Genomic DNA, 22,097 nt, shown 5'->3' with positions numbered 1-22,097 from the left:
ACGTCGATGAGGTGGGTCCGGCCGTCGGGGACGCTGGTGAGTGGCACGGGCGCGTCCGGCGCGGTGTGCGGGGAACAGCGCGGTGTGCTCCTTCGGCGGTTGAGGCGGTCGCGAAGGCGCGGGCGGTTCACGAGGTGGGCCCGAGCCGGACGGGTGCGGGGTGCACGGGCCAGCGGGGTCCGGTGTCGGCGTCGTGGCACCACACGACGGTGGACGTCGCCCGGGGTGGTGCCACTCCGGGCGCGGATCGGGTGGCGGTGGTGAGGCCGAGGTCGGTCCAGCCGGGCCGGTGCAGGTCGTGGTGGGTGTCGCGCGCTTCGGTGAGGGCGTCGAGGAGGTTGGTGGGTCCGGCGACGCGGGCGTCATGGTGGCCGCGGCGGTCGGGTTGGTGGGCGATCTCGGCCCAGCTGCTGTCCGGGGCGTGCAAGTAGGTGGCGGCGCGCCCGTGGGCGTCGGTGCGGACGGCGGCGGTGGTGCCGCCCGGGAGGTGCAGTTGGTGGAGCAGCGCCAGGGGGGTGTTGGCGTGCAGGGTGGTGGGGTCGACGGGGGTGCTGCGGTGGCGGGGTCGGGTGGCGGCGGGGGTTGCGGGTCTGCGGACGGCGGTGAGGCGGGCGTGGTGGCGCCGGGCGGGCAGGTCGTCGGTGGGCCACGGGAGGAAGGGGCCGGTCAGCCGTCCGCCCGGGGTGTGGTGGAGCAGTGCGGGGTGGCCGATCCCGAGCCCGCCGGTGAGGGTGGTGAGGACGAGCGACCCGGGGTGGGTGTGGTGCAGCCATGCGGCGGGGAGGTGGTCGACGGTGTGGCCGACCAGGACCCGGTCGAACCCGCGTGATGCCACTTCGGTGGGGTGGAGGGGAGTCGTGTCGAGGACCATGTCGTCGGCCAGGATGAGGTGGGGGTGATGACCGAGCTGGTCGAGCTGGCGTGCGGCGAGGTGGTGCACCTCGTGGTCGATCTCGACGCTGGTGAGCTGCTCTGCGCCGACGCGGCGGGCGAGCAGGGCGGTGGTGTGGGCGCTGCCGGTGCCGAGCTCGAGGACGCGGTCGGTGGCACGGATGTCGAGGGTGTGCAGCAGCCGCATGGTGGTGGCCGGGTGGGGTGACACGGCGACGGGGTATTGGCGGCCCCAGATGTTGATTCCGGAGAGGGCTACGACGAGCGGGACCTGTGCGTAGACGTGTCGGAGCCAGGCGTGGCCGGCGGGTGCGTCGGGGCCGGCGTCAGGGCGGTGGTGGTGGTGCCAGCCGGTGCTGCCGGGGCCGGGTGGGGTGGCGGTGTAGTAGCTGGGTGTGTAGTGGTGGCGGGGGACGTCGAGGACGGCGTCGCGCCACGCCCCGTCGGTGAGGACGCCGTGGCGGACGAGCTGTCCCGCGAGACGGACGGCGTGTGATTTCCAAGCGCGATCGAGCGCGGGGTCCCAGATCGCACCGGTAGCGCGCGGCTCGGGGCAGATGCGTGCGGCGTTGTTCATCGGGATCCGCCCGCCGGGTGGTGACGTGGCGCAGGGAGATGGATCTCGCCGTGGTCGCCTGCTGCGGTGGTGACGGTGACCGCGAGCAGGCGAGCGTGCCCAGGTGGGCGGGCGGAGCGGACGTACCAGGTGGCGAGGTAGTCGGCGAGCGCTTCGCAGGTGGCGGCCCGGTCGAGGAGCCGGTCGAGATCGCGGTGGTGGAGGCGGTCGGTGATCCGCCCGGTGATCTCGTCGCGCATGTCGTGGTCGACGACGACCCCGGGATAGGTCAGCGTGGCGGACTCGAAGAGGAACACCGCGGTGAAGTCGTGCCCGTGCAAACGGCCCGCGGTTTCCCCGGGTTCCAGACCGGCGATGCGCAGCGCGGCGGAGAACCGCACGGTGACGGTGCCGCGGTAGCGGGCGAACGCGCCGGCATCGATGTCCTCAGGAGCGTTGTTCATCGCTGGGTCTCCGCGCCCGATACTGGGGAGAAATGCGAAAGCGGGAGCACGTTGAAGGTTTCGTGGCGTCTGGTTGGGTTCATTGTCCCAGGAGAAATGACGCTTCAGCATCCGTGAATGGGGCAACAGCGACGTCGCTGTATTTGCCCCCCTAGTACTCCGGAATCGGCTCGGTTTCCGCCGATGTTACCTGCTTGAATCGTGGGTGAGAGCGAATCGAGTCGCATAGGTGATCGCCGCGTCGTGGCCGTCGGATCGCAGCAACTGATGCGGAATCCGCAGATCGTTCAGGACGGCACCGATGTGCTGATCAGCGAGGTGTCGGTAGCGGTGGTTGTGGTCGCGGACCCTGTTCGTGCCGATCGGCAGGGTGCGGTCGAGTTCGGTGCGCAGGATCAGGTCGTAGTGGATGGCGTGTCCGGTCGCGAGCGCCCTCAGGTGCCCGAGGAGGGCGGGGTGTAGTTGCTCGCCGCGGTACTCCAGGGCTGCGAGGTAGTAGCCCAGTGCGTCGGGGACGGGCCGGTCGACGAGCAGGACGTCGGTGTGCGGCCAGGTGGCGATCTCGTTGCTGATGCCTCGGGTCATGATCCATGTGGTGGAGGCATAGGTGTGGGAGTGCAGGATCGGCAGGCCGATCCGCAGCGCCTGCTCGCCGAGGTCGGCGACGGTGGCCACCTCGACGTCGTATTGGCGCAGCTCGTTGGTCAGCCGGGCCAGGAAGGTCGACTTGCCGGTGGAGTGCGCTCCGGTGACCGCGATCGTCACCGGTCGTTCCACCAGGGCCGCGCGCGTCGGACCGGCGTCGAGGTTGGTCGAGGCGTGCGTGTCGCGGATGCTCGAGGTGTTGGTGTCCGGGTTCACCACAAGCCGTCCTCGGTGTTGGTGGGGTCGGCGCCGGCCGCGCGTCGTAGTGGTGGGTCGGGCAGTCGTCCGGCGTGCAGGAGCTGTTCCGGACTCAGGCCGGCGTGGGTGACGAGGTGGGCGAACAGTGCCGCGGTCATCCAAACGTCGTACGGGGCACGGTGTCGTGCCATGCCAGCAGCGACGCGTGGGGGGAGGCCGGTGGTGTCGGGTGGGTCGAGGGCGGCGTGGGTGATGAGGTTGTCCAGGCCGTAGCCGCCGGGCAGGCCTGGCCACGCGGTCTTGGCGAGGCGTTGGGTGTCCACGACGAGCGGAGGACGCCAGTCCGGCAGGTGAGCGCCGAGGACACGCCGTTCCACGGCGGCGTTGTGCGCGACCAGCACGCGGCCCTGCAATTCGTCGGCGATCTCGCCGGCGACCTGGCCCCACCGGGGTGCCTCGGCGACGTCGTCGTCGTCGATGCCGTGAACCTTGCGGGTCACCACCGGGTTGATTGGATTCTCGGGTTGGATCAGCCAGGTTCGCAGCTGCGCGGGTGTGGCGATGCCGCCGCTGGTGAGGGGAAGCAGGGCGATCTCGATGATCTCTGGGGGTTGCTGGCCGTTGCCCTCCACGTCGACGACGACCACGTCCTGGCCAGGCGTGCTCGGGCGCCACGGGAACGTCAGCATGGGCAGCTGCGGCATGTCGTCTGCACCTCTTCTCGATCGACGTCGGGGCCAGCGGCGCGGGCGACGGGCCCGGTGACCGCCGTCGGGCCGGAAGTTGGCCATCCGAGGTCGGCGCGGCCGTGCCGGCGATGATGGTGGGGCTTGGCCCGGTCGTGAACCTGAACGCCGAGCGTGTGCTGGAGCAGGTAGCGGTGCTGCTCGTCCAGGCCGATCACGGTGACCGCGCGTGCGGTGAGGTCCACCAGGTCGCCACCGAGATGCCGCACCCGCGCGGCCACGGCGGCCTCGCTGAGGTCGGGGACCGCGCGGCGGCAGCGGTCGAGCTGGGCGCCGGGGCAGATGTCGCACAGCTACCGGACCCCGACATGGCCGTTGTAGTCGGCCAGCCCGTGGGCGTAGGAGACCGCACAGCTGGTCTTGCGGAACAACGCCGACCCGCCCGGTGCGCGGGACGCAGCGGCAGCGAGCACCCGCCGCTCGAGGTGCTCGGGAAAGACCTTGCGCCGCGCGGTGTGCTCGTAGGGTTCGGGCAGGCCGTGCGCCCGGTAGTAGTCGCGGATCTCGTCGCGGAAGAACAACCCGGTGAACACCGTGGCGTGCGCGTGCCGCGACAGCTCCATCGCCGTCGCAAGGTGAGTGTCGGTGTCGTTGAGGCCCGGGACGAGCGGGCGCCAGTACAGCACCGCCCGGAACCGGTCGGCGTGCGCGTACGCCAGGCGCAGCGATTCCGCGGCGACGGTCGAGTCGACCGGCTCGATCCGGTCGTCGTCGATACCGGAGTAGGTCACCAGCAGCGTCACCCGCACATGCCGCAGGCCGTTTAGCGCGGCGCAGTCCTCCGGGGTGACGCGCCACCGGGTGATAACCAGTACGTGATTGGTGAGGCGGGCGTCGTCGAGCATCCTCAGCATCGCGAACAGATGCGGCTTCACCGGTGCCAGCATCGGGTCGGTGGCCCGGTTGAGCAGCTGCACCGGCGTGGCGTGCGGCCGGAAAAACCGGTGCCTCATCAACGCGGCGAACGCCTCGGCGTCATCGGTGAGGGCGCGGGGCACCTTGAGGCTGTAGTTCCCGAACAGATGCCGCACGCAGTACCCGCAGTCCAGCGGGCAGCCCACGATCCAGTTCAGGCTCAGTCCCGACTTGCGGTACTCCACCATCTCCAACAGCGCCGGGTCCATCCCCGCCCGCTCACGCTCGTCGAGCAGCCGGATCCGCCCGCCGGGGCGCGGTGTCGCCATGCTGTCCTCCCGCTCGCTGGCTCCGCGGTCGCGGTTGCTGAACGTGCGCGATTGCCGACCACAGGTGATCAGACGAGCTACGATCCAGGCAGGGGGCAACAACCCGGTGCGGCGATTTGCCCCTCTGCGGCAGCGACGACAGGAGACCTCGGGTGAGTGACGACGGAACCTCCGCGCCCGCCACTCGACGAGTAGGTCCGGACCCGACCAAGCCCGAGACGGCGCTGGCGTTCGAGATTCGTCGCCTCCGCGCGGCCGCCGGTCTGTCGCAGCACCAGCTGGCTGACTTGATCGGCTACACCCGCCAGTACGTCTCCCGGGCGGAACGACTCACTGGCGGATGCGCGTCGGCTGAGCTGGTCCGCGTGCTCGATGCAGAGCTTTCTGCCGGTGGCTCGCTCATCGAGCTTCACGCGAAGGTGCTCCCGCAGCGCACGGCGCGGCGGAAGCGCGCGGCATACGTCGAGGGCGATCGGTCGACGCAAACCCTGTACGGCACGAGCGTCGGACAGGCGACGGTGTCGTCTTCACTAACCACACAAATCCCGGCGGCACCACCCTCGGTCGTGCGGATCTCGGCGCTCCCCATGCCGGGGCGCCCAGAACCCGTCGACAGGCAGGAGCATGCCGTCGACGATTGTGTACATGCTGGAGGTGACACGGTCGGAGCTTGGGTCGGTCAGATGCGTCCGCGTCCGCAGACGCCGGACACCGGCCCGCAAGGACACGCTGATGAGCTGGACCGACTCCAGCGGATCGACCAGCGCGTAGGGTCCGAGCATGCGGTGGTCGGGGCAGAGGCCTTGCTCGACGGGATCGGTGCCTCGCTTGCCGAATCGCGTGGCGCCGATCGCGGAGCATTACTGCGTACGGCGGCACGAGCGGCCGAGTTCGCGGGCTTTCTATACCGCGATCTCGGCTTCGAGGAGCGGTGCCTATATTGGCACGATCGAGCAATGGAGTTCGCGCAGCAGGCGGACGATGGCCCCATGCAGGCCTACGTCCTGCTGCGCAAGGCCCAGGCGGCTTACGACCGTCGGGACGCGCCGCGGATGCTGGACCTGACCCTCGCGGCAGCCAGGTTCGGTACCGCCCTCGGTCCCGGTCTGCGGGCAGAAATTCTCCAGCAGCAGGCACGCGGTGAAGCCATGCTCGGTGCGAGTGGTGACAACGTCCAACGGCGGCTGGACGAGGCGTCCACCATGCTATCCAAAATTGGGGCCCATGCTGCGGACGACGAGCCGGGCGGTCGGTACAGTGAACGACTATTCGGTCTTCAATCGGCGTTGTGCCTGTTGGATGCCGGGCGGCCACGAGAAGCTGTCCTGCGTTATCGCGAGGTAATCAGCTCCGATCTGTCACGCCGTGACCACGCCTACTTTTCGATACTCATGGCGACGGCCCTGGCGCTGTCCGGCGAGCCCGACGAGGCGGCACAGCTCGCCTGCTTGTCGCTTCCTGCTGCAATCGCCAGTTCCTCACGACGCAGCGTCCGTGAGGCGCGGACGCTGGCCGATGTGCTTACCCCGTGGCAAGGGCGGCATCACGTTCAAGAGCTGCGAGACGTCCTGCGCTGCGTTTTAGCCGGTCAGCCAGCGCGAGACGAGTGAGATAGCCTCGGACTGCCAACGCTGTGTCTGTGGATTCTCGTAACGCGGGTCGTCGTGTAAGGCCAGGCCATGCTGCGCACCGTCCAGCTCAATGAGCTGGGACGTGCACACCAATTCCTGCATTGCCGATCGTGAGGAGTCGATCGGGATGAAGGTATCCTTCGTGCCGTGTACGACGAGAGTGGGTGCCGTAATCTGAGGAAGATCCGCGCGGGTGTCCCACCAGAAAACTTCGTTGAGCAGCGCTGCCCCAAGGCGGAAAGTCGGCGAGTGGGCAATGAAGCGATCAGCGGCAAGCTTGTCCGCAGCTTCCCGGTCGATGCGGTCATCGTTCCAGTAGTCCTTGTCGTCGATGAACCGCTTTTTGTAGTCGAGCAGCGGATTAATCATCACTAGCCGGTCGACAAGATCCCGATAACGTGCTGCCACCGATGCGCAGACCCCGCCGGAAAAGCTCGCGCCCAGCACGCTGACGCGCTCCGCGGAGATGCGGGTTGCGAGCTCACCAACAGCGGCCCGCACGTCGTTCCCGACTCCGGCGAGAGTCAGGTCTTCCTGTCGACCCTGACTCTCTCCATGGCCCCGCAGATCGAGCCGGAGCGAGGCCAGACCTGCCCGAGCAAGGCCGCCGGCCAGTCGGTCGAAGAATCCGCCCTCGTGGCGGTTCACCCCACCGCCGTGCACGAGCACAACCCCGCGCGAGGCTCCCGAGGGAAGCACGATGTCGGCGGCCAGCACCGTTCCGTCCAGCGATATCAGTCTGGTGGTCACACCGCCAATCCTGCCTCAGCAACTTCCGCTGCGTCCCCGGCGCATCACTGACCTTCGAGGACCTGACCGCACTCAACGTCGCGATCATCGATCGGCGACGCAGCCGCCGACGGAGTCGGAGTCGCCCAGGGCGCCGACACCATCGGGGAGACCGCGTACCTCCTCGACCTCGCCGACGAGGCTCGAACCCGTCGTGGTGACGGGTGCGATGCGCTTCCCTACCCTCGCTGGTGCGGTCGGTCCGGGGAACCTGTTGGCCGCCAGACCGCCGCCAGGACCCAGGCGTGGGACCTCGGCGCGCTGGTCGTGTTCCGGTGAGATCCATGCCGCCGTCCGCGTGCGAAAGACCCACCCACCAGTGAGGTGATCTCAGCAAGGAATGGCCACTGACGGGCCGCGACACGGGCAACCCGGGCAATCCGTGCGGTGCTGGTGTGGGCGTGGGGTCCCCGATAGGGACGTTCTCACCACAAGATCCATCCGAGGACGATGACCCCACGTGATCGCCTATCGTGCCATGCTTGACGTGCCCCGTGAACTACTCACCCGGGTGGCGGGGCTGTTGCGGGCCGAACGCCGCCGGCTCGGCACTCGTCGCGGCAGCAGGGCGTTGACCTGCTGGTATCAGGCGCTGATGGTGCTGGTGTGGTATCGCAAGCGCGAGGAGATGACCGTGCTGGCCGCCGGGTTCGGGGTGTCGCGGGCGACGGCGTACCGCTACCGCGACGAGGTCATCGGGGTGCTGCACGCCCGGGCGCCGGACCTGCACGACGCCCTGGCGCAGGTAGCCGAGCAGGGTTGGTCGCACGTCGTGCTGGACGGCAAGGTGTTCCGCACCGACCGCTGCGCCGAGACGACCACCAGCGCGAAAAGGGAAGACGATCAACTCCTGGTACTCGGGAAAGCATCGAGCACCGGGCGGAAACGTGCAGGCCGTCATCCGCCCCGACGGGTTCCCGGTCTGGACCTCCGACGTGGTGCCCGGGCACCGGCACGACCTTGCCGCAGCCCGCCAGCAGCACGTCCTCGGTGCGCTGTACTGGTCGGCCTCCCAGCTCGGCCTGCCCGCACTCGCCGACTCCGGCTATGAAGGCGCAGGCCAGGGCGTGCACACACCGGTCAAGCAGCCCGGCGACGGCAACGTCCTCGCGCCCGACCATCAGACCTACAACGCGCTGCACCGGGCCACCCGCGCGCCCGGCGAGCGCGCCTTCGCCCTACTCACCACCCGCTGGCGCACCCTCCAACGCATCACCGCCAGCCCCTCGAAAATCGGCCGAATCGTCGCTGGCGCACTCGTACTCACCTACTTCGAACACCAGCTACGAAACCGATCTTGCTGAGATCACCTCAGTGGTCACACCTTCGTCTCCTGCAACGACGGCCCGCTGGGCTACGTCGTTGAAGGCCGACCCCGCATCCTCACACCCCTCGCCAAGCGGACCACAGTTGTCGCTCCCGCGCTCCGCTCCGTCGAGGTCCGTCTCGTCACGACGAGTCCTCGGCGATACCACAACGTTTTTGCTCGCCGCTGCACAGATGTGCGACGGCCTGGTCGCCGGGTTCGGTGCCGGGCACGTCCCCGCTCCCCCTGGCGGAGATCCTGACACGTTGGCAGAGGCGATGCTGGTAGTCCTTGCCTCCCGCACCGGTGCTGGTGTCGGTACTCGCCCGCACCTATGACTTCTCCGGCTCGATCCTGACCTGTTCGAGGTCCTGGTGCTGCGGTTCCCGCCGCACGGGTAGAAGATGAACGGGCACGGCCGTCAGTTGCGATGAACGCGGAGCGCCTCCGTTGCCGAGCCGCCGCATCGCTCGTCGCCTGTTTCCGGAGCGATGTCGCCCTCGTCCGGCTGGGGTTACGAGACCGTCGTCAGCGCAAGTACGGCTCCGATCACGAGGAACGGACCCATCGGAATGGTCGCGTCGGCGACGCTCGAGGCTCGCCGTCTGATCAGGACTGTGGTTGCGGCGGCCGTCCAGGCGAGCAGGATGCCGGCCAGGACGACAGGCCATCCTTGCCAGCCCAACGCTATGCCGAGCAGGCCGCCGAGCTTGACGTCTCCCGCGCCGAGGCCGCCGCGGGAAGCGAGTGCGACGGCCAGGTACACGCCCGCGACCGCACTGCCCGCGCTGACGGCCCGGGTGAAGCTTCCGGGGGCGGCGGTGCGTACGGCCTCGATTAGGAGAAGCCCGATGAGGAGGGTGTAACAGGGGAGCAGGACCTGGCTGGGCAGTCTCCGCTCGATCAGATCGATCGCGGAGGCCGCAATGCCGATCGCCGCGACGCAGCTGAAGGCGAGGAGCTCGATGCCGACGAACCGGGCCGCGAGTAGAGCGAGGGCAAGCCCGGTCGCGGCAGCGCAACCGGCGAGCAGACGTGTCCGGCTCGGGGGCGGCTCGTGGTTGAGCAACCGAGGCGTCACGACCGCGGCGACGACGGCACCGGCGGCAGCCCCACCCACGCCCCAGAGCAGCGCGACGGTCAGCGCCGAGGTCACCAGACGGCTCGCGACGGGAGACATCGATCCGGCCGTCCAGATGATCCGGTCTCCTCGGCGACGGCTCGACGTGCTCCCCACATCGCTGGTTCCTCCGTACGGTGACGTTGCGTGACCGTTGTACAGACTGTGTTGCCGGTTGTTGTCTGTCGGCGGTGGGTTCTGTCGGTGCCGGCGCCGAGCGTGCGGGGCGCGAACGGCTACGTTCGTGGTTCAGCCGGCCCGACGTCGCCCGATGGCGGGCGGGCCAGGCTGCGTGGGATGGTCCGGTCGAGGTGACGTCGGTGGGACGTTGCCGGGGCGGTTGGGTGGTTGGGCGGCCTGCTCGGCCAGGGCGAGCGTGTCGGCGGCCGGTCGGTCACCGAACTCGGCGAGCCGGGTGGCAAGCAGAGCCAGGGTGCGCGGGATGGCGTCGAGCAGCCCGAGGGTGGATTGCAGCCGCATGATGGTGCGGTAGACCGATTCGTTGTACGGGTCGAATGCGCGCGCGGTCTCGAGCAGGTCCAGGGTCTGTTGTGGATCGGTGTCATGGAGCTCGCGGGCCAGCGCGACGACCGCGTCGAGCGCGGTACGGCGCACCGATTCCCGCACCGGTTCGATCCAGGCCGCGGTCATTCCGTCGGCCAGGGTGCCGCCGTAAGCGTCCACGAGGCGCTGGTGGGCGTCGTGGCGCTGCCCTGTGGTGGTCGCCCCGCGGCGCGCGGTGACGGCGGCGTCGAAGTCCCAGAAGTCGACGTCGACCATGGTCGGATCGAGACGGACCCGGCCGTCTCCGGCGAGGACGATGTCGAGGACAGCGCCTTGGGTGGCGTCGTCCAGGGCGCGGCGTAGCCGGGTCAGGGCGCTGTTCATCGAGCTGGTGGTCCGCCCGGGCGGACTCTCGGGCCACAGGCTGTCGGCCAGTTCCTCACGACGGGCGCCCTCGGGATGCAGAGCCAGGAACGTCAGCAGCTCGCGGGTGCGGGGTTGTAGTGCGCCGGTGATCTCGCGCTCCTCGCCCGATCCGCCCGCGGTGTCCGGGTCCGGCCGCCAGTGCACTTGTGGGCGTCCGAGCACGGTGATCCGCACAGGTGCCCGGTCGCCAGGCTTCGGGTCGTTCCCGGCGGCGGCGTCGCCGATGGTGCGCTCCATTGGGGCCGGCCCCTCGGCTGATGCGGTGGGAACAGCAGGAAATTCCGTGCTGCCCTCCGGGTGCGGCCGTGGTGACAGGTCGGTGACCGGTCGAGTCGGCAGGTCCGGTAGGCCACCTGCTTGGTCGTCGCTCTCGGGGCCGTCGGCGCCGGGGGCGTCGCTTTCCTGGTCCGCGGGCGCTGGATCGGAGAAGTCGAGGTCGGGGTCGGAGAGGTCGGGGTCGGGCAGGGCGGGGTCGACGGTTTCGGGTTGTGCGCGGTGCAGGAGGGTCAGTAGCTGTGAGGTCTCGGTCTCGCCGAGGTGGAACAGGCGGGTCCCGCGCAGTGCCTCGCCCGCGCCGGGGCTGGTCGCGGAGACGGTGCCGTCCTCGTTCACGTAGGCGGTCACCCCGGGCTGCCACTGGCCCAGCAGGATGCCCACGATCCCGACGCTCGACCCGTTGTCGAGGATCGACTGCAGCTGCGCCCGGTGGAGCTGCTCGGGTCGGGCGACGAGCAGCACGACCGGGTCTGCCGGGTCGGCGGGGTCGTGCTCGTCGGTGCGGGCGAGTATTACCGCGTCCAGCTCGTCGAGCGCGTCGTCGAGGGTCTCGGTCGTTCGCAGCGCGGCGGGCGGGTCCGCGGCGGCACCGGCCGGGCCGAGCAGCGCCGCCAGGTCCCCTACCGGCACCATCACACACCCGGCGCTGTCCCGGTCGCGTAGGGCGGCCAGTGTGTCGATCAGTAGCGCTCGAGCCGACGCCGCGGCGCCGGGACCGACCAGCCCCAGCCCGCGGGTTACGGCAAGGTCTAGGGCGAGCCCACGACCGCCGCGGGTTCCCACCACCGGTGCGCCCGCCCCGGCCCCGGCCCCGGCCCTGTCCGAAGTGTCGCCCGACCAGGCCGGTCCCGACTCCTCGGCGTCGAGGTCGTGGAGGTCGTCGAGGTCGGAGCCGAGCGCGCCGTCCCTGATCTCGTTGTCGCAGATCTCGGCATCGTCGGGATCACCGGTATCGGCGAGGCCCCATCCGGTGTGTCGGGCCGGGGAGTCATGTCCGGCCGCGTCGGGTCGGTTCCGCTGGTCCTCACGGTCGGGGTCCTGGCCGGTTCGCAGATGCGCCAGGCGCAGCTGGTAGATCACGGGCGCGACCGGGAGGTCGTCTCGGCGCCCACTGCCGGGACGATACCGGCGCCGATGTCGGCGCCGGGCGGCCAGCAGCGCCGCGCTGATCGCCGATGCCAACCCGATGCCCACGTACATCTCCGTCCCCCAGCTGAGGCCGGGATCCGCGGGCGCCGCTACCTCGGGCACGCGATCGGGGAGGTGGCCGGGCGGCGCGACATCTTCCGGGAGGGCGGTGCTGTCGGGCAGCGCGGGGACGGCCTCGCCGGGTTGCTGCGGGTTCGAGGTGCCGGGCTGCTCGGGGACGGGCATGACCGGCGAGGGCGGCTCGTCGCCGCGTCCGGGGTCCGGCCCGAGGTCGGGCAGCCGGAGCTCCTCGCCCGGGAAGATCAGGCTGGGGCGGACGAGGGTGCCGCCGTCGGGTTGGGGCTTGCCCTGGTTGAGCTCGAAGATCTCGGGCCAGCGCGCGCCTTCGCCGAGGGTGCGGTCGGCGATCCGCCACAGCGAGTCGTGGATCCCGGTCCGCGGGTCGGGAGCGCGGACCACCACCGAGTCCGGCACCGCCGACTCCTCCGGCCCCGGATCCTGCTGCCTCGGATCCTGCTGCCCGGGGTCCTGCTGCCTCGGATCCTGCTGCCCGGGATCGTGGGCCTGCCCGACGAGGAAGCCGGCCGTTCGCAGACCGGCCTGGGCCGGGTCGCCGATGATCGGGATCGGTGGCGGGATGTGCCAGGTCGGGGCTGAGGTGGCGGTGCCGGTGTCGCCGCGTTGCTCTCCAGGCGGCGTGCCGGTGTGCAGGTGCGCGGCGGCGCGGTTGCCGAGGATGGATATGGCGATGGCGCCGACCAGCAGCGCGGCGACGGCATGGGTGGGTGATCGTGAGGTCCGGACGGCCAGTGCACTGGGCATGCGCATGCCGTGGACGGCGTCACGGGCGCAGCGGGCGACATCGACCGAGAAGGCCGCCCACACGATCCAGCACACGCAGGCCAGCACGTCGAGGAGCAGGGTCGAGTGCATCGGGCCCAGCAGCACGACCTGGACCTCGGGCAGGGTCGGGGCCCGGGTTGGCAGCGGCCAGCCGATGTAGCGCCACAACGCCCACGGCACGCCACCGACGAGCACGGCCAGCGCCGCGACGGCGACCAGCGCGCGCACCGCACGACCCAGAACCCGCAGCGCCCCGGCGCATCCCCGGGAGGTTGCGGCCCGCCGGGACAGGCGGTGGGACGGCTGCGTTGACCGGGTGGCACGGGACCGGCGGGGGCTGCTCGCGGGGAAGGACACGACCGTCTCGTTTCTGCCGGAGTGCTCGGTCTCAGCGTTCAAGGGTTCGGCGTCAGGGTTCGGCGGTCAGGACGCCGCGTTGCGGCTGGGCCCGTCCGGTGCCGTGGACGGTCAGGGTGGTGATGCCTGTCAAACCCAGGAGCTGGGTGCGGTGCGCCGCGGTGACGCTGACCGACACCGCGTCCCCGGTGACGGTCACGGTGCCCGACGCTCCGGCCGCGGCGAGGTAGTCCTGGGCGGCGGTGACCGCGCGGTCGGGGTCCAGGGCCAGCCGGCCCTCGACGCGGTAGGCGCCGAGGTCGATGGCCTGGGCCCCGGCCCGGGCCGCCGACTCGGCCCGTCCGTTGGCTTCGATCTTCGCGGCGAGGGCGAGCCCACCGTCGAGGGCCAGCGCGGCTAGGACGAGGATCGCCGTCATCAGCGTGACGACGAAGGCGGTCACCCGGCCTTCGTCCGCTCCCCACCACCTACCGAGGCGGCCTGGTCCGGCCGCCGGCGAGGAGGTGGCGCGGCGCTGCGGGTGGCGGAGGGTCATCGCGGGCCGCCGGCGGGTCGGGCGAGGGCGCGGTAGGTGTCGACGGGTTCGACCGCAGTGCCCGACAGGACCACCTGGCCGGGTACGCCGACGATCAACGCATCGCTCAGATCGACCGTGCAGGACACCGTGACCACTACCGTGCCGCCGGGCCGGAAGTCGGTGGTGTCGGCCGTGACCTCCAGGGTCGCGCAGGCCACGTCGGCGGCGGCCAACGCGTCGGTGGCCGTGGCGCGGGCGGCGGTGTCGGCGGCAGGGGCGGTGCGTTCGATGCTGGCGGCGCGGGCGGCCTGGTGGGTGGCGTCGTTCAGGCGCAGCCGGGCGTCGACGCCGCGGTGGATGACCACGGCCACGAACACCAGCAGCATGATCAGGACCGGGGCGAGCAGGGTGACCTCCGCCGCGACGGACCCCGTGTCGGCCCGCCACCAGCCTCTCCAGCGCCGCACGCCGGTCCGGTGATGATGGCCGTGTGACGTCGGGCGGGCGCACGACGGCAGTGCCGATCCGCCACGATCCGCCGCGTCGACCCGGGCCCTTCGGGTCGCGCCGCCGTTCGGTTCCTCGGCCATCAGTGGTCCTCATCCGCCGGTGAGATCGGGGACGAAACGTTCGACCGGGCCGGCGGCGTCCCCGCGGACGGGCAGGTTCACCAGCGGGATCACCGGGGTGACCGCGCCGTCGACCCGCACCGTCGCCGTGGTGGCGTCCCGGACGCAGTCGACCTCGGCGCCGGTTAGCGGGCCGCCGGCCAGCTGGTCGAGCACCGTTCGTGCGGCGGCGGCGCAGTCGGGCGGGTCGCCGTCCTGCGTGCGCAGCGCGGCGAGGCCCTGCGAAGCGGCGGCCTGGGCGATGTGTGTGGCATGTGACCAGGTCGCGAACTGCACGATCGCGAGCAGCATCAGCAACAACAGCGGTGTTGCGAGTACCAGTTCCGCGGTGACCGAGCCGCGATCACCCCGCAGGAGCTGTCGACACCGCACCCGGTCCGGCCCGCCTCGCGCGTCGAGCGCCGCGGGACCCTCGGCCGCCGACGGCGGTGCGCCGTCCGGGTTCGTGTGGTGGTGCGTCGTGGTGTGCCGGTCCATGAGATCAGAGGACGATCCCGTTGGCCTTCTCGGTGACCTTCGCGACGATGATCGCCACGACGACCAGCGCGGCTACGACGAGCAGGGCGGTGACCAGGACAGCCTCGGTCGAGTAGCCCGCGTCCGGGTCGCGTCGCAGGACCTCCCAACGCGCTCTGACCTCCGTACCCATCGGCGTCGACCAGATCGTCGCCGACAGGGTTTTCCACCAGGTGTGCATCAGCTTCGCCTTCCGTATCGATGGTGTCGCGGACGTCGGTCTCGGCCGCCTGTGCAAGTCCGGGTTCATAGGCCCTCGAGCACCTGGACGAGTGCCGGGAACGCGATCAGGGTGAGGAATCCGAGGAACAGGACCATTACCGGCAGCGACATGCGTTCGGTGGCGGCCTCGGCCGCGCCTTCGGCCTCGGTGATCTGCCGGGTGCGCATCGCCGCGGCGCGGGCGCCGAGGCTGACCCGGACCTTGGCGCCCTCGGTGCCGGCCAGGCTGACCGTCCCGGCCAGCTCCGCCAGCTCGGTGACGTCGAGTTCCTCCCCGAGGCGACGCAACGTCGCCCACGGGGTAACGCGGGTCAGGCGGGCGGTGTCCAGCGCGCGGCGGATCTGGTCGAACGCCCACCCCCGACCGATCGCCACGCAGTCCCCGAGCGCGCTGTCCACCCCCGCCCCACCGGCCAGGGTGATCCACACCAGGTCGAGGTAGCCCGACAGGGCGTGCCGGAACCCAGTGCGCAGCGCGGCGGCGTCGCGGCGGACACCGAGGTCGGGGGCCACGAACCCGGCCGCGGCGAGGACCAGCGCGGCGAGGACGGGCAGTTCGATCCCCGGAGCGGCGCCGACCAGGGCGAGGACGAGCTGAGCGATCGCGGGCAGCAGCAGCCCGGCCAGGCTCAGCACCGCCTTCTGTGCGAGGTGCCCGGAGGTGGCGCGTCCCAGTACGGCCAAGTCCCGGCCGAGCCGGGTGCCGGGCAGCCCGAGGGAGCGCATCGGGCCGACGAACGGCCGACCGACCCGATCCACCCATCCGGCGTCGACACCGTCGAGGAGAGGTGGCGGTGTCGGTGGCGGTATCGAGGGTGTCGGGATCGCGCGGGCGAGGGCCTCGCCGAGGGAGACCCGGGGCGGGAACCCGTATACCGCCAACGCCCACAGCCCGATCCCCCACCCGCACCCCAACGCGAGAGCGACGATCACCACACACCTCCCCACCCGATCGCGTCGCGGCCGGTCATGACGCGCTCCTTCCGGCGCGCTCGCCGTCCATGGTCAGCAACCGGGCCGGCTCGTCGACGGTGGAGATGCGCTGGAGCCAACCGAGCCCGAGTGTGAACAGCGCACCGACGGCGAGCAGCACGGCCTGGCCGGTGGGCGAGTCGTAGGCGGCCATGTAGGGGCGGTTGAGGACCACCATGCCGACCGTGAAGCTCACCGTGGTGCCGACGATGACTCGCACCGAGGTGCGGGACCGGGCCCGGCCGGCCTCGACCCGCAACCGCATCGACACCTGCTCGCGCGCGGCCTGGGCCAGCGAGCCGAGCAGGTCGGCGAGCTGGCGGGCTTGTTGCTCGGCGGCCATGACCAGCGCCGCGACCACCAGGTCCGCGGTCGGGTCGGCCAGCCGGGCGGCCAGCCCGTGCAGCGCGGGGACCAGACGGTCGCCGCTACGGATGCGGGCGGCCAGCTCGGTGATCTCCGGGCGGATAGCAGCTGGTGCCAAAGGGGCGGTGGCCAGGACGGCCTGCTCCAGCCCGGCCGCGGCGGACAGGGTGTCGCGGATCATCTCCGTCCAGGTGGCGACCGCCTCGATCCGGGCCAGGCGCTCCGTCCGGCCGCGATCGGGGCCGAGGATGCCGGGCAGCGCCCAGCAGGCGAGCCCGGCCAGCACCGCGCCGACCACCCACCCGGTCAGCACCCCGGCGACGACACCGACCGCGACCGCCACCCCGACCCGCGCGAACAGGCGCCGCCGATCGAGCTCGGCCCGACCGAACCACCGCGGCATACCCCACGGACGATGCGGCGGCGAGTCGTCGGAGTCGATCGGCCGCAACCCGAGGTAGACGAGGAACAAGCCGAGGCCGACACCGGCGCCCAGCAGCGCCGCGACCGGCCGACCCGCCGCCGCGACCCAGGCGGTGGTGACGGCAGAGCCGTTCGTGGTGGCCGCGCTGATCACGGTGGCGGTAACGGTGGCGGTCATGTCGGCCACTGCCCGTCGGGGTGCTGCAACAGGGTCGGGTCGAACCCGGCGGCGACCAGGTCGTCGAGGGTGTCGGTGCGTAGCGCTCCGGCGACTGGTCGGGCGCGGCGGTCCGGGCCGGGCCGGTACACCTCGTTGGACACGATGTTCGGGCCGTCGGCGCCGACGATCTCCCGGATCGAGGACACCACCCGCGACCGTCGGTCCTCCCCACGCGCAAGGTGCACCACGAAGTGTACGGCACTGGCGACCAGCAGGTTCGTCGCCTCGAGCGGGAGCCGTTCGACGCCTTGGGCGGCGTAGGAGGCCAGGCGGGTGAACGCGACCCGAGAACTGGACGCGTGCAGGGTCGCCATGCTCCCGTCGTTGCCCTGGCTCATCGCGTTGCACATCGGGATGACTTCGGGGCCGCGGATCTCCCCGACGATGACCCGGTCCGGGGTCATCCGCAGCGCCCACCGGACCAGCTCGGCCTGGGAGATCGCGCCCTCGCCCTCAATGTTGGCCTCCCGCGCCTGGAACGCGGTGACGTCGGCGTGGATGGCCGGATCGATCTCCAACCCGAGCTCGAACGCGTCCTCGATGGTGACCAGACGTTCCAGCGGATGCATCTCCGCGGCGAGCGCGCGCAGCAGGGTCGTCTTCCCGACCCCGGTGCCGCCGGTGAGCACGATGTTCTTCCTGGCGCGCACCAGCGCCCGCAGGAACGCCTCCAGACCGGCGTCGATCGTCCCGTTGAGCACCAGGTCGCGCAGGGTCACGGTGAGGTAGCCGTGGCGGCGGATCGACAACGAGGTCACCCCGTCGGCGGTCACCCCCATCACCGCGAACATCCGCTCCCCACCGGGGAGCTGCACGTTCACCGACGGGCTGCCCTGGTCGAACCGTCGTTCCTGGCTGGACGCCCGCGCCGCCATCAGCCGGACCAGGTCGGTCAGCTCCTGGTTCGACCCGGCGATCGGTGCAACCTGTTCGCGGTGTCCGTCGGAGTACTGCACGAACACCCGGTCGAACCGGTTCACGTTGATCGTCTCGATGGTCGGGTGGTCGAGCAGCGGTTGGAGCCCGGCCATGCCGAACAGCTCGTTGAGGACCTCGCCGAGGACCTGCTGTTCCCGATCACGATCCACCAGCGCCCGGTTCGCGCTCAGCTCGGTCTCGCAGTGCGCCCGGATCGCCGCCTCGGCGATCGCGCGGGCCAGCTCGCGGCGACCCTGCGACGTGGTCGCCGCCCCGGTGCGGCGCTGCTGGTCCTCCACCTGCCGGGGCAGGTCCTCGGCCAGCGCGTCGCGCAGACGACGACGCAGCCGCGCGACCGCCACATCATCCCCGCCCCCGTGAGCACCGGCATCGTGAGCACCGGCATCCGGGGACCCGAGGGGCCGTCGCGGGCCCGGCATGTGTTCGGGAGCGCGCCGGGCGGTGACGTCGGCGCGGACGGCTTCCGGTCGCGCCCGGGGACCGAAGCGACCCGACGAGGGTGTCGCTCTCGGGGGTGGGGTGTCGTCGGGGTGTTCGTGACCGGGGTGTTGGTGGCCGGCGTCTCGGGTCGTCATGATGCTCGTCCTTGCCTGCCACGCAGCGGGAGCACCGCCGCCGCAACGTCGGGGATGCGAGATCGGGGATTGCGCGGGTCGGGAACGTGACAGTCGGTGCCTGGCTCGGGACGGCCGTCGGCCGGTCCGGTCGGGCTCGGTCCGGCCCTTCGCCAAGCGCGCCGCAACCGGCCCTGGGCAGCCGGTGGCGGTTGCGGGTGCGGGTCGGCGAGCCTGGCCGCGATCTCCTGGGCGAACTGGCCCAGCAGCGATCGGGAGGGCCCGGCGCGTACCCAGCGCACCACGGCGCGTTGCCCGCTCAGCACCGCGGCGCCACGGACGTCCTCAGGTACCCGGCCCAGCGGGGTCACACCGAGCTCGCGGGTCACCGCGGCGCCCGAGTGCCCCTTCCCGACCAGCAGCAGCACCGGGTGGGGTGACCAGTGGCCGATTTGCTCCAGGCGGCGGACCAGATGGGCGAGGTCCCCGGCGCCGGCACGGGTGAGGACCAGCATCACGTCCGCGGCGCGTACCAGCGGCATCGCCGGGGACCCCGGATCGACCCGGCCGCAATCGACGATCACCACGGTGTCGGGCAGGTCCGCGACGCCCCGCACCACACCACCCGCGCCGCCACCTTGCCGGCGATCGGCGTCTGGGTCGGTGCTCGCGACCAATGCCGCCAACGCGCCTCGGGCCAGCTCGGCGTCCGGCGGTGCCGCCACGACCGGGATCCCGCCGGGCAACAGCTGGACGTGGCGCCCGATCACCTCCGGGCCGGCGCCGCGGGCGTCGGCGGCCAGGCTCAACAGCCCGGGCGACGCGTCCAGCGAGAACCTCACCGCCAGGTCACCGCCAGCCGGGTCGGCCTCCAGCAGGACGCGGCGCGCCGTGCCCGGCCAGCGCGCGGCCAGCGCCACGCAGAACGTCGTCACCCCCGGGGAGCCCTTCAGACTCAGGACCGCGACCATCATCAGCGATCACCCGCAGAGAGCATCACCAGCGCCAGCTGACCCGCCGGGACCGCGGCCACCTCGCGGGCGTCGTCCTCCGCGAGCGCCACTGACACCACGGTCACCTGCTCCCTCTGCGCCGAGGCGACGCTGGTCACCACAGCCGGCCACACCCTCGACGGCGGCCCCGCCCCGGGCGTGGGCTGCGGCGGGGCGAACACCACCGCCACCCGGGCACCGGGCGTCACCTCCGCCGGGAGCTGACCCGACCCCAACGCCAACGACGCGATCCCCTGCCCCGCAACCGGTACCTCGCCGACCCCGACCGCGTCCGGAAACAACAGGGCCCCGGCCGGCAAGCTGGTCGCCATCCGCTGCCCGACGAGCTGCGCCGCCCGCTCTGCCGGGATGACGCCCACCCCGGCGTCGACGGCCACATCGACCGGGAGGAGGTCCTGCGGGCCGAGCACCTGCCCGACGGTCATCCCGCGCGCCAGCGCCAGCACCGGACGCCGACTGTCCGAACCCGTCAACACCCACAGCGACGCCACCGCGCACACCGCGACCAGCAGGACACCCAGCAGCATGTGCGGCACGCTGCGCCGCCGACGTGGACCGCTCCACGGCGGCCCGCCCGAGCCACCACGCCCCGCCCACCGACCCCGAGATGTGGGCGCTGGTGGGCCGGAATCCGGCGCTGTCGTCATGGTCGCCATACGGGGACCTCCTCGATTCGGGCGTGCGTGAGCCGCGCGGCACGCTCCTGCGCGTCGCGATGGTGGGCGGATGGGGTTGTTCGGCGGCTCAGCCGCCGTCGTTGAGGACCTGCACTTCCGCGACCCGGAAGGTCGTCGTGATCGTCGAGTTGAGATCGGGGAAGGTGCCGCCATCACCTGCGCCCGACCACGTCACCGTCCAGCGGACCGTCGCCGTCACCGAGAATCCCTGACCGGGCTGCCCAGCCGAGGACGACCGGTAGGTGTGCCCGCAGTCCGGCGACACCGCAACCGGGTCGGTTCCGGCCACGAACGGGGTGCCGGGCCCCTGGCAGGTCACCGTGTTGCCATCGCCCATGTTCCAGATGACCGCCGTCGGCGTGGCCACCGCCGTGACCGACACCCCCGGCACCGCGGCCGTTGCCGAGACCGGCGCGAAACCGTCTGCGAGCCACAACCACGTCGGCACGTTCACCAACTGGTCACCGGTCGGGTTGGTGGAGATCGACGGAGCCGGCAGCCGGAGCCGGTCTCGGGCCTGCCGCGCCAACTCGGCCGGTGACGGCCCGGCGTCGACCCCCGGAACCTCGTCGTCGGCGATCCACACCGGCGCTCGGTACAGCGAGTCCACGTTCCCGGTGCCGGAGCACCTCCACACGTACCAGGCACCCTCCTCATCCGGCGGCGCCTCACGCACCGCCGCCGCCGTCGACATCTCGGCCGGACGGGCCACCGGCGAACCCGGCACCGACGCCGTCATGACCCTGTCCGCGGGCCGCACGGCGCCGCCTGCCCCGTCCGGCCCGGGCACGTAGGACACCGGCCGGACCCCGTCGGACGGGGGCTGGAAGTCGCTCCGCACGTAGCTGCAACGGACCCGGTCGTCGTCGACCACGCCGTCGTCGTTCTCCTCACGATCGGCATCGGGTCGCGGAGCGGGCGCTCGCGGCGCGCGATCCTCCACACCGGCTCCCGGGTCGGCATCCGCATCACCCGGCGTTCCGGCGTGCAACTCGCACTCCGGCGACGGCGCCTCGCTGCACGTCGTGCTGCCCCACCCGTCACCTGCTGGCCCTGGATCTGGCGGCACCGGCGCGGACATCGCCGTCGCTATCAACACCGCCACGGCCGCGGATCCGGTCAACATGACCCGAGGTCCCTGACCGCGTAGTCAGATACCTTCCACGACCCGTCCGACTGCCGCTCCACGACCGCAGTGATCATCCGGCGGCCACCCGGGCTGTCGTTGGCCCGCGCACCGGAGTCGACGCGGTACTTCAGCCAGTTCGACGAGTCCCCGCAGTCCGCGACCCGCACCGTCGTCGGGTCGTCGACCGGTTCGACTGACGTCACCCGCGGATCCAGAAGCGGCTCGCCTCTGGTCACCAATCCGTTGTAGCTGTCCGCATACAGCCCCCTGGACAGGTTCGTCAGCGCGATCCCCGTCGCGTGACGACCGAGCTCAGGTGACTGCCAGTTCGACGTCAACCCGGCCTCGGCAAAGTCCTGCCACATGGCCTCATACGCCGCCAGACCGTCACGGGACGCACGGTCGGCGTCTGACTCAGACTCGACACCGGGCGACTCCGGGACCGGCGATGGCGCCGCGTCCGAGCTCGGGCCGGGCGGTGGGATCGGACTGACCGGGTCGCCGATGCTGCAGCCGGCCAGCGTGCTCGCCGCGAAAAGTACGCCGACCATCACCCGCCACCTACCGTGACCGCGAGTCCCCCGACCCATGTCCGACCTCCGAACAGCACGACCGCGACCGGTGTCGCGATCTGGATCACATGTACACCTTGCGACCACTCCGACTGCAAAGTCAGGAAGCACCACCTTCGGAGTCGGAGTGGAAGACAGTCCCCGATTTCACTCGATCGGAGCAAGTCATCGGAGCGTCCTGCGGTCGCCCTGCGGCACCATCGGCCGGGAACCCGCACCGCCGCTGGCGTACACCGGAGCCGGTGATTGCCACGCCGCGCCCC

21 protein-coding genes and 1 pseudogene are annotated in these 22,097 nt (G+C 71.4%); 2 read left to right on the top strand and 20 right to left on the bottom strand.

Annotated features, from left to right (window positions below; translation table 11 throughout):
- Positions 1-127 precede the first annotated feature (127 nt).
- From FB558_RS45325 to FB558_RS30870, 6 genes are all read right to left on the bottom strand, one after another.
- Positions 128-1,468: an rRNA adenine N-6-methyltransferase family protein gene (locus FB558_RS45325; RefSeq protein ID WP_142059651.1), complete on the bottom strand. Its 1,341-nt coding sequence runs from the start codon at positions 1,466-1,468 to the stop codon at positions 128-130.
- Positions 1,465-1,911 carry a 6-pyruvoyl trahydropterin synthase family protein gene (locus FB558_RS30885; protein ID WP_170231614.1) on the bottom strand — a complete coding sequence of 149 codons (447 nt, stop codon included), beginning with the start codon at positions 1,909-1,911 and terminating at the stop codon, positions 1,465-1,467. Before FB558_RS30885 ends, FB558_RS45325 begins: the two co-directional genes overlap by 4 nt.
- 186 nt (positions 1,912-2,097) lie before the next feature.
- Positions 2,098-2,772 carry an AAA family ATPase gene (locus FB558_RS43515; protein ID WP_170231613.1) on the bottom strand — a complete coding sequence of 225 codons (675 nt, stop codon included), beginning with the start codon at positions 2,770-2,772 and terminating at the stop codon, positions 2,098-2,100.
- A complete protein-coding gene (locus tag FB558_RS30875) occupies positions 2,769-3,401 on the bottom strand; it encodes a 3'-5' exonuclease (protein ID WP_170231612.1) in 633 nt (210 codons plus the stop codon). The genes FB558_RS43515 and FB558_RS30875 overlap by 4 nt, the downstream gene beginning before the upstream one ends.
- 35 nt (positions 3,402-3,436) lie before the next feature.
- Entirely contained in the window at positions 3,437-3,721 is a 285-nt protein-coding gene (locus FB558_RS44105; RefSeq protein ID WP_211366981.1) for a hypothetical protein, read from the bottom strand.
- A gap of 72 nt (positions 3,722-3,793) precedes the next feature.
- Positions 3,794-4,684: a radical SAM protein gene (locus tag FB558_RS30870; RefSeq protein ID WP_211366980.1), complete on the bottom strand. Its 891-nt coding sequence runs from the start codon at positions 4,682-4,684 to the stop codon at positions 3,794-3,796.
- 152 nt (positions 4,685-4,836) lie between these two features.
- Between FB558_RS30870 and FB558_RS30865 the strand changes: the two genes are divergently transcribed.
- Positions 4,837-6,294: a helix-turn-helix domain-containing protein gene (locus tag FB558_RS30865; protein WP_170231611.1), complete on the top strand. Its 1,458-nt coding sequence runs from the start codon at positions 4,837-4,839 to the stop codon at positions 6,292-6,294.
- Here the strand turns inward: FB558_RS30865 and FB558_RS30860 are convergent.
- Positions 6,265-7,065: an alpha/beta hydrolase gene (locus tag FB558_RS30860; RefSeq protein ID WP_246106881.1), complete on the bottom strand. Its 801-nt coding sequence runs from the start codon at positions 7,063-7,065 to the stop codon at positions 6,265-6,267. The genes FB558_RS30865 and FB558_RS30860 overlap by 30 nt on opposite strands.
- Before the next feature lie 499 nt (positions 7,066-7,564).
- Here FB558_RS30860 and FB558_RS30855 point away from each other — a divergent pair.
- A pseudogene (locus tag FB558_RS30855) lies at positions 7,565-8,408 on the top strand (transposase family protein).
- 516 nt (positions 8,409-8,924) lie between these two features.
- Here the strand turns inward: FB558_RS30855 and FB558_RS30850 are convergent.
- The 13 genes from FB558_RS30850 to FB558_RS30780 all read right to left on the bottom strand — a co-directional run bounded on the left by FB558_RS30850 (position 8,925) and on the right by FB558_RS30780 (position 21,813).
- On the bottom strand, positions 8,925-9,566 hold the full coding sequence (locus tag FB558_RS30850) for a prepilin peptidase (protein WP_170231610.1): 642 nt from the start codon (positions 9,564-9,566) through the stop codon (positions 8,925-8,927).
- A gap of 213 nt (positions 9,567-9,779) precedes the next feature.
- On the bottom strand, positions 9,780-12,956 hold the full coding sequence (locus FB558_RS43510) for a BTAD domain-containing putative transcriptional regulator (RefSeq protein ID WP_170231609.1): 3,177 nt from the start codon (positions 12,954-12,956) through the stop codon (positions 9,780-9,782).
- A 181-nt stretch (positions 12,957-13,137) separates the two neighbouring features.
- Positions 13,138-13,527: a hypothetical protein gene (locus FB558_RS30830; RefSeq protein WP_142059638.1), complete on the bottom strand. Its 390-nt coding sequence runs from the start codon at positions 13,525-13,527 to the stop codon at positions 13,138-13,140.
- An 89-nt stretch (positions 13,528-13,616) separates the two neighbouring features.
- Positions 13,617-14,069 carry a TadE/TadG family type IV pilus assembly protein gene (locus FB558_RS30825; protein WP_246106880.1) on the bottom strand — a complete coding sequence of 151 codons (453 nt, stop codon included), beginning with the start codon at positions 14,067-14,069 and terminating at the stop codon, positions 13,617-13,619.
- Positions 14,070-14,201: 132 nt separating this feature from the next.
- Complete coding sequence (locus tag FB558_RS30820; RefSeq protein WP_142059634.1) at positions 14,202-14,708, bottom strand: TadE/TadG family type IV pilus assembly protein; 507 nt, start codon at positions 14,706-14,708, stop codon at positions 14,202-14,204.
- Positions 14,709-14,712: 4 nt separating this feature from the next.
- Positions 14,713-14,928, bottom strand: coding sequence for a hypothetical protein (locus tag FB558_RS30815; protein WP_142059632.1), 216 nt, complete (start codon positions 14,926-14,928; stop codon positions 14,713-14,715).
- 65 nt (positions 14,929-14,993) lie between these two features.
- A complete protein-coding gene (locus FB558_RS30810) occupies positions 14,994-15,902 on the bottom strand; it encodes a type II secretion system F family protein (protein ID WP_142059630.1) in 909 nt (302 codons plus the stop codon).
- Between the two features lie 34 nt (positions 15,903-15,936).
- Positions 15,937-16,908 carry a type II secretion system F family protein gene (locus tag FB558_RS30805; RefSeq protein ID WP_246106879.1) on the bottom strand — a complete coding sequence of 324 codons (972 nt, stop codon included), beginning with the start codon at positions 16,906-16,908 and terminating at the stop codon, positions 15,937-15,939.
- Complete coding sequence (locus FB558_RS30800; protein ID WP_142060516.1) at positions 16,905-18,308, bottom strand: TadA family conjugal transfer-associated ATPase; 1,404 nt, start codon at positions 18,306-18,308, stop codon at positions 16,905-16,907. Before FB558_RS30800 ends, FB558_RS30805 begins: the two co-directional genes overlap by 4 nt.
- A 152-nt stretch (positions 18,309-18,460) precedes the next feature.
- Positions 18,461-19,417 (bottom strand): CpaE/TadZ family protein, encoded by a 957-nt coding sequence (locus FB558_RS30795; RefSeq protein WP_142059629.1) that lies wholly within the window; start codon positions 19,415-19,417, stop codon positions 18,461-18,463.
- A complete protein-coding gene (locus FB558_RS30790; RefSeq protein ID WP_246106877.1) occupies positions 19,417-19,983 on the bottom strand; it encodes a hypothetical protein in 567 nt (188 codons plus the stop codon). Before FB558_RS30790 ends, FB558_RS30795 begins: the two co-directional genes overlap by 1 nt.
- Positions 19,984-20,200: 217 nt before the next feature.
- On the bottom strand, positions 20,201-21,007 hold the full coding sequence (locus tag FB558_RS30785; protein ID WP_246106876.1) for a hypothetical protein: 807 nt from the start codon (positions 21,005-21,007) through the stop codon (positions 20,201-20,203).
- Positions 21,008-21,252: 245 nt separating this feature from the next.
- A complete protein-coding gene (locus tag FB558_RS30780; protein ID WP_246106939.1) occupies positions 21,253-21,813 on the bottom strand; it encodes a hypothetical protein in 561 nt (186 codons plus the stop codon).
- Positions 21,814-22,097 lie beyond the last annotated feature (284 nt).

Origin of the sequence: Pseudonocardia kunmingensis, from assembly GCF_006716445.1 — a bacterium.
GTDB classification, from domain to species: Bacteria; Actinomycetota; Actinomycetes; order Mycobacteriales; family Pseudonocardiaceae; genus Pseudonocardia; species Pseudonocardia kunmingensis.
Note: the sequence above shows the minus strand (reverse complement) of the source record. Positions and strands in the feature narration are given on the sequence as shown.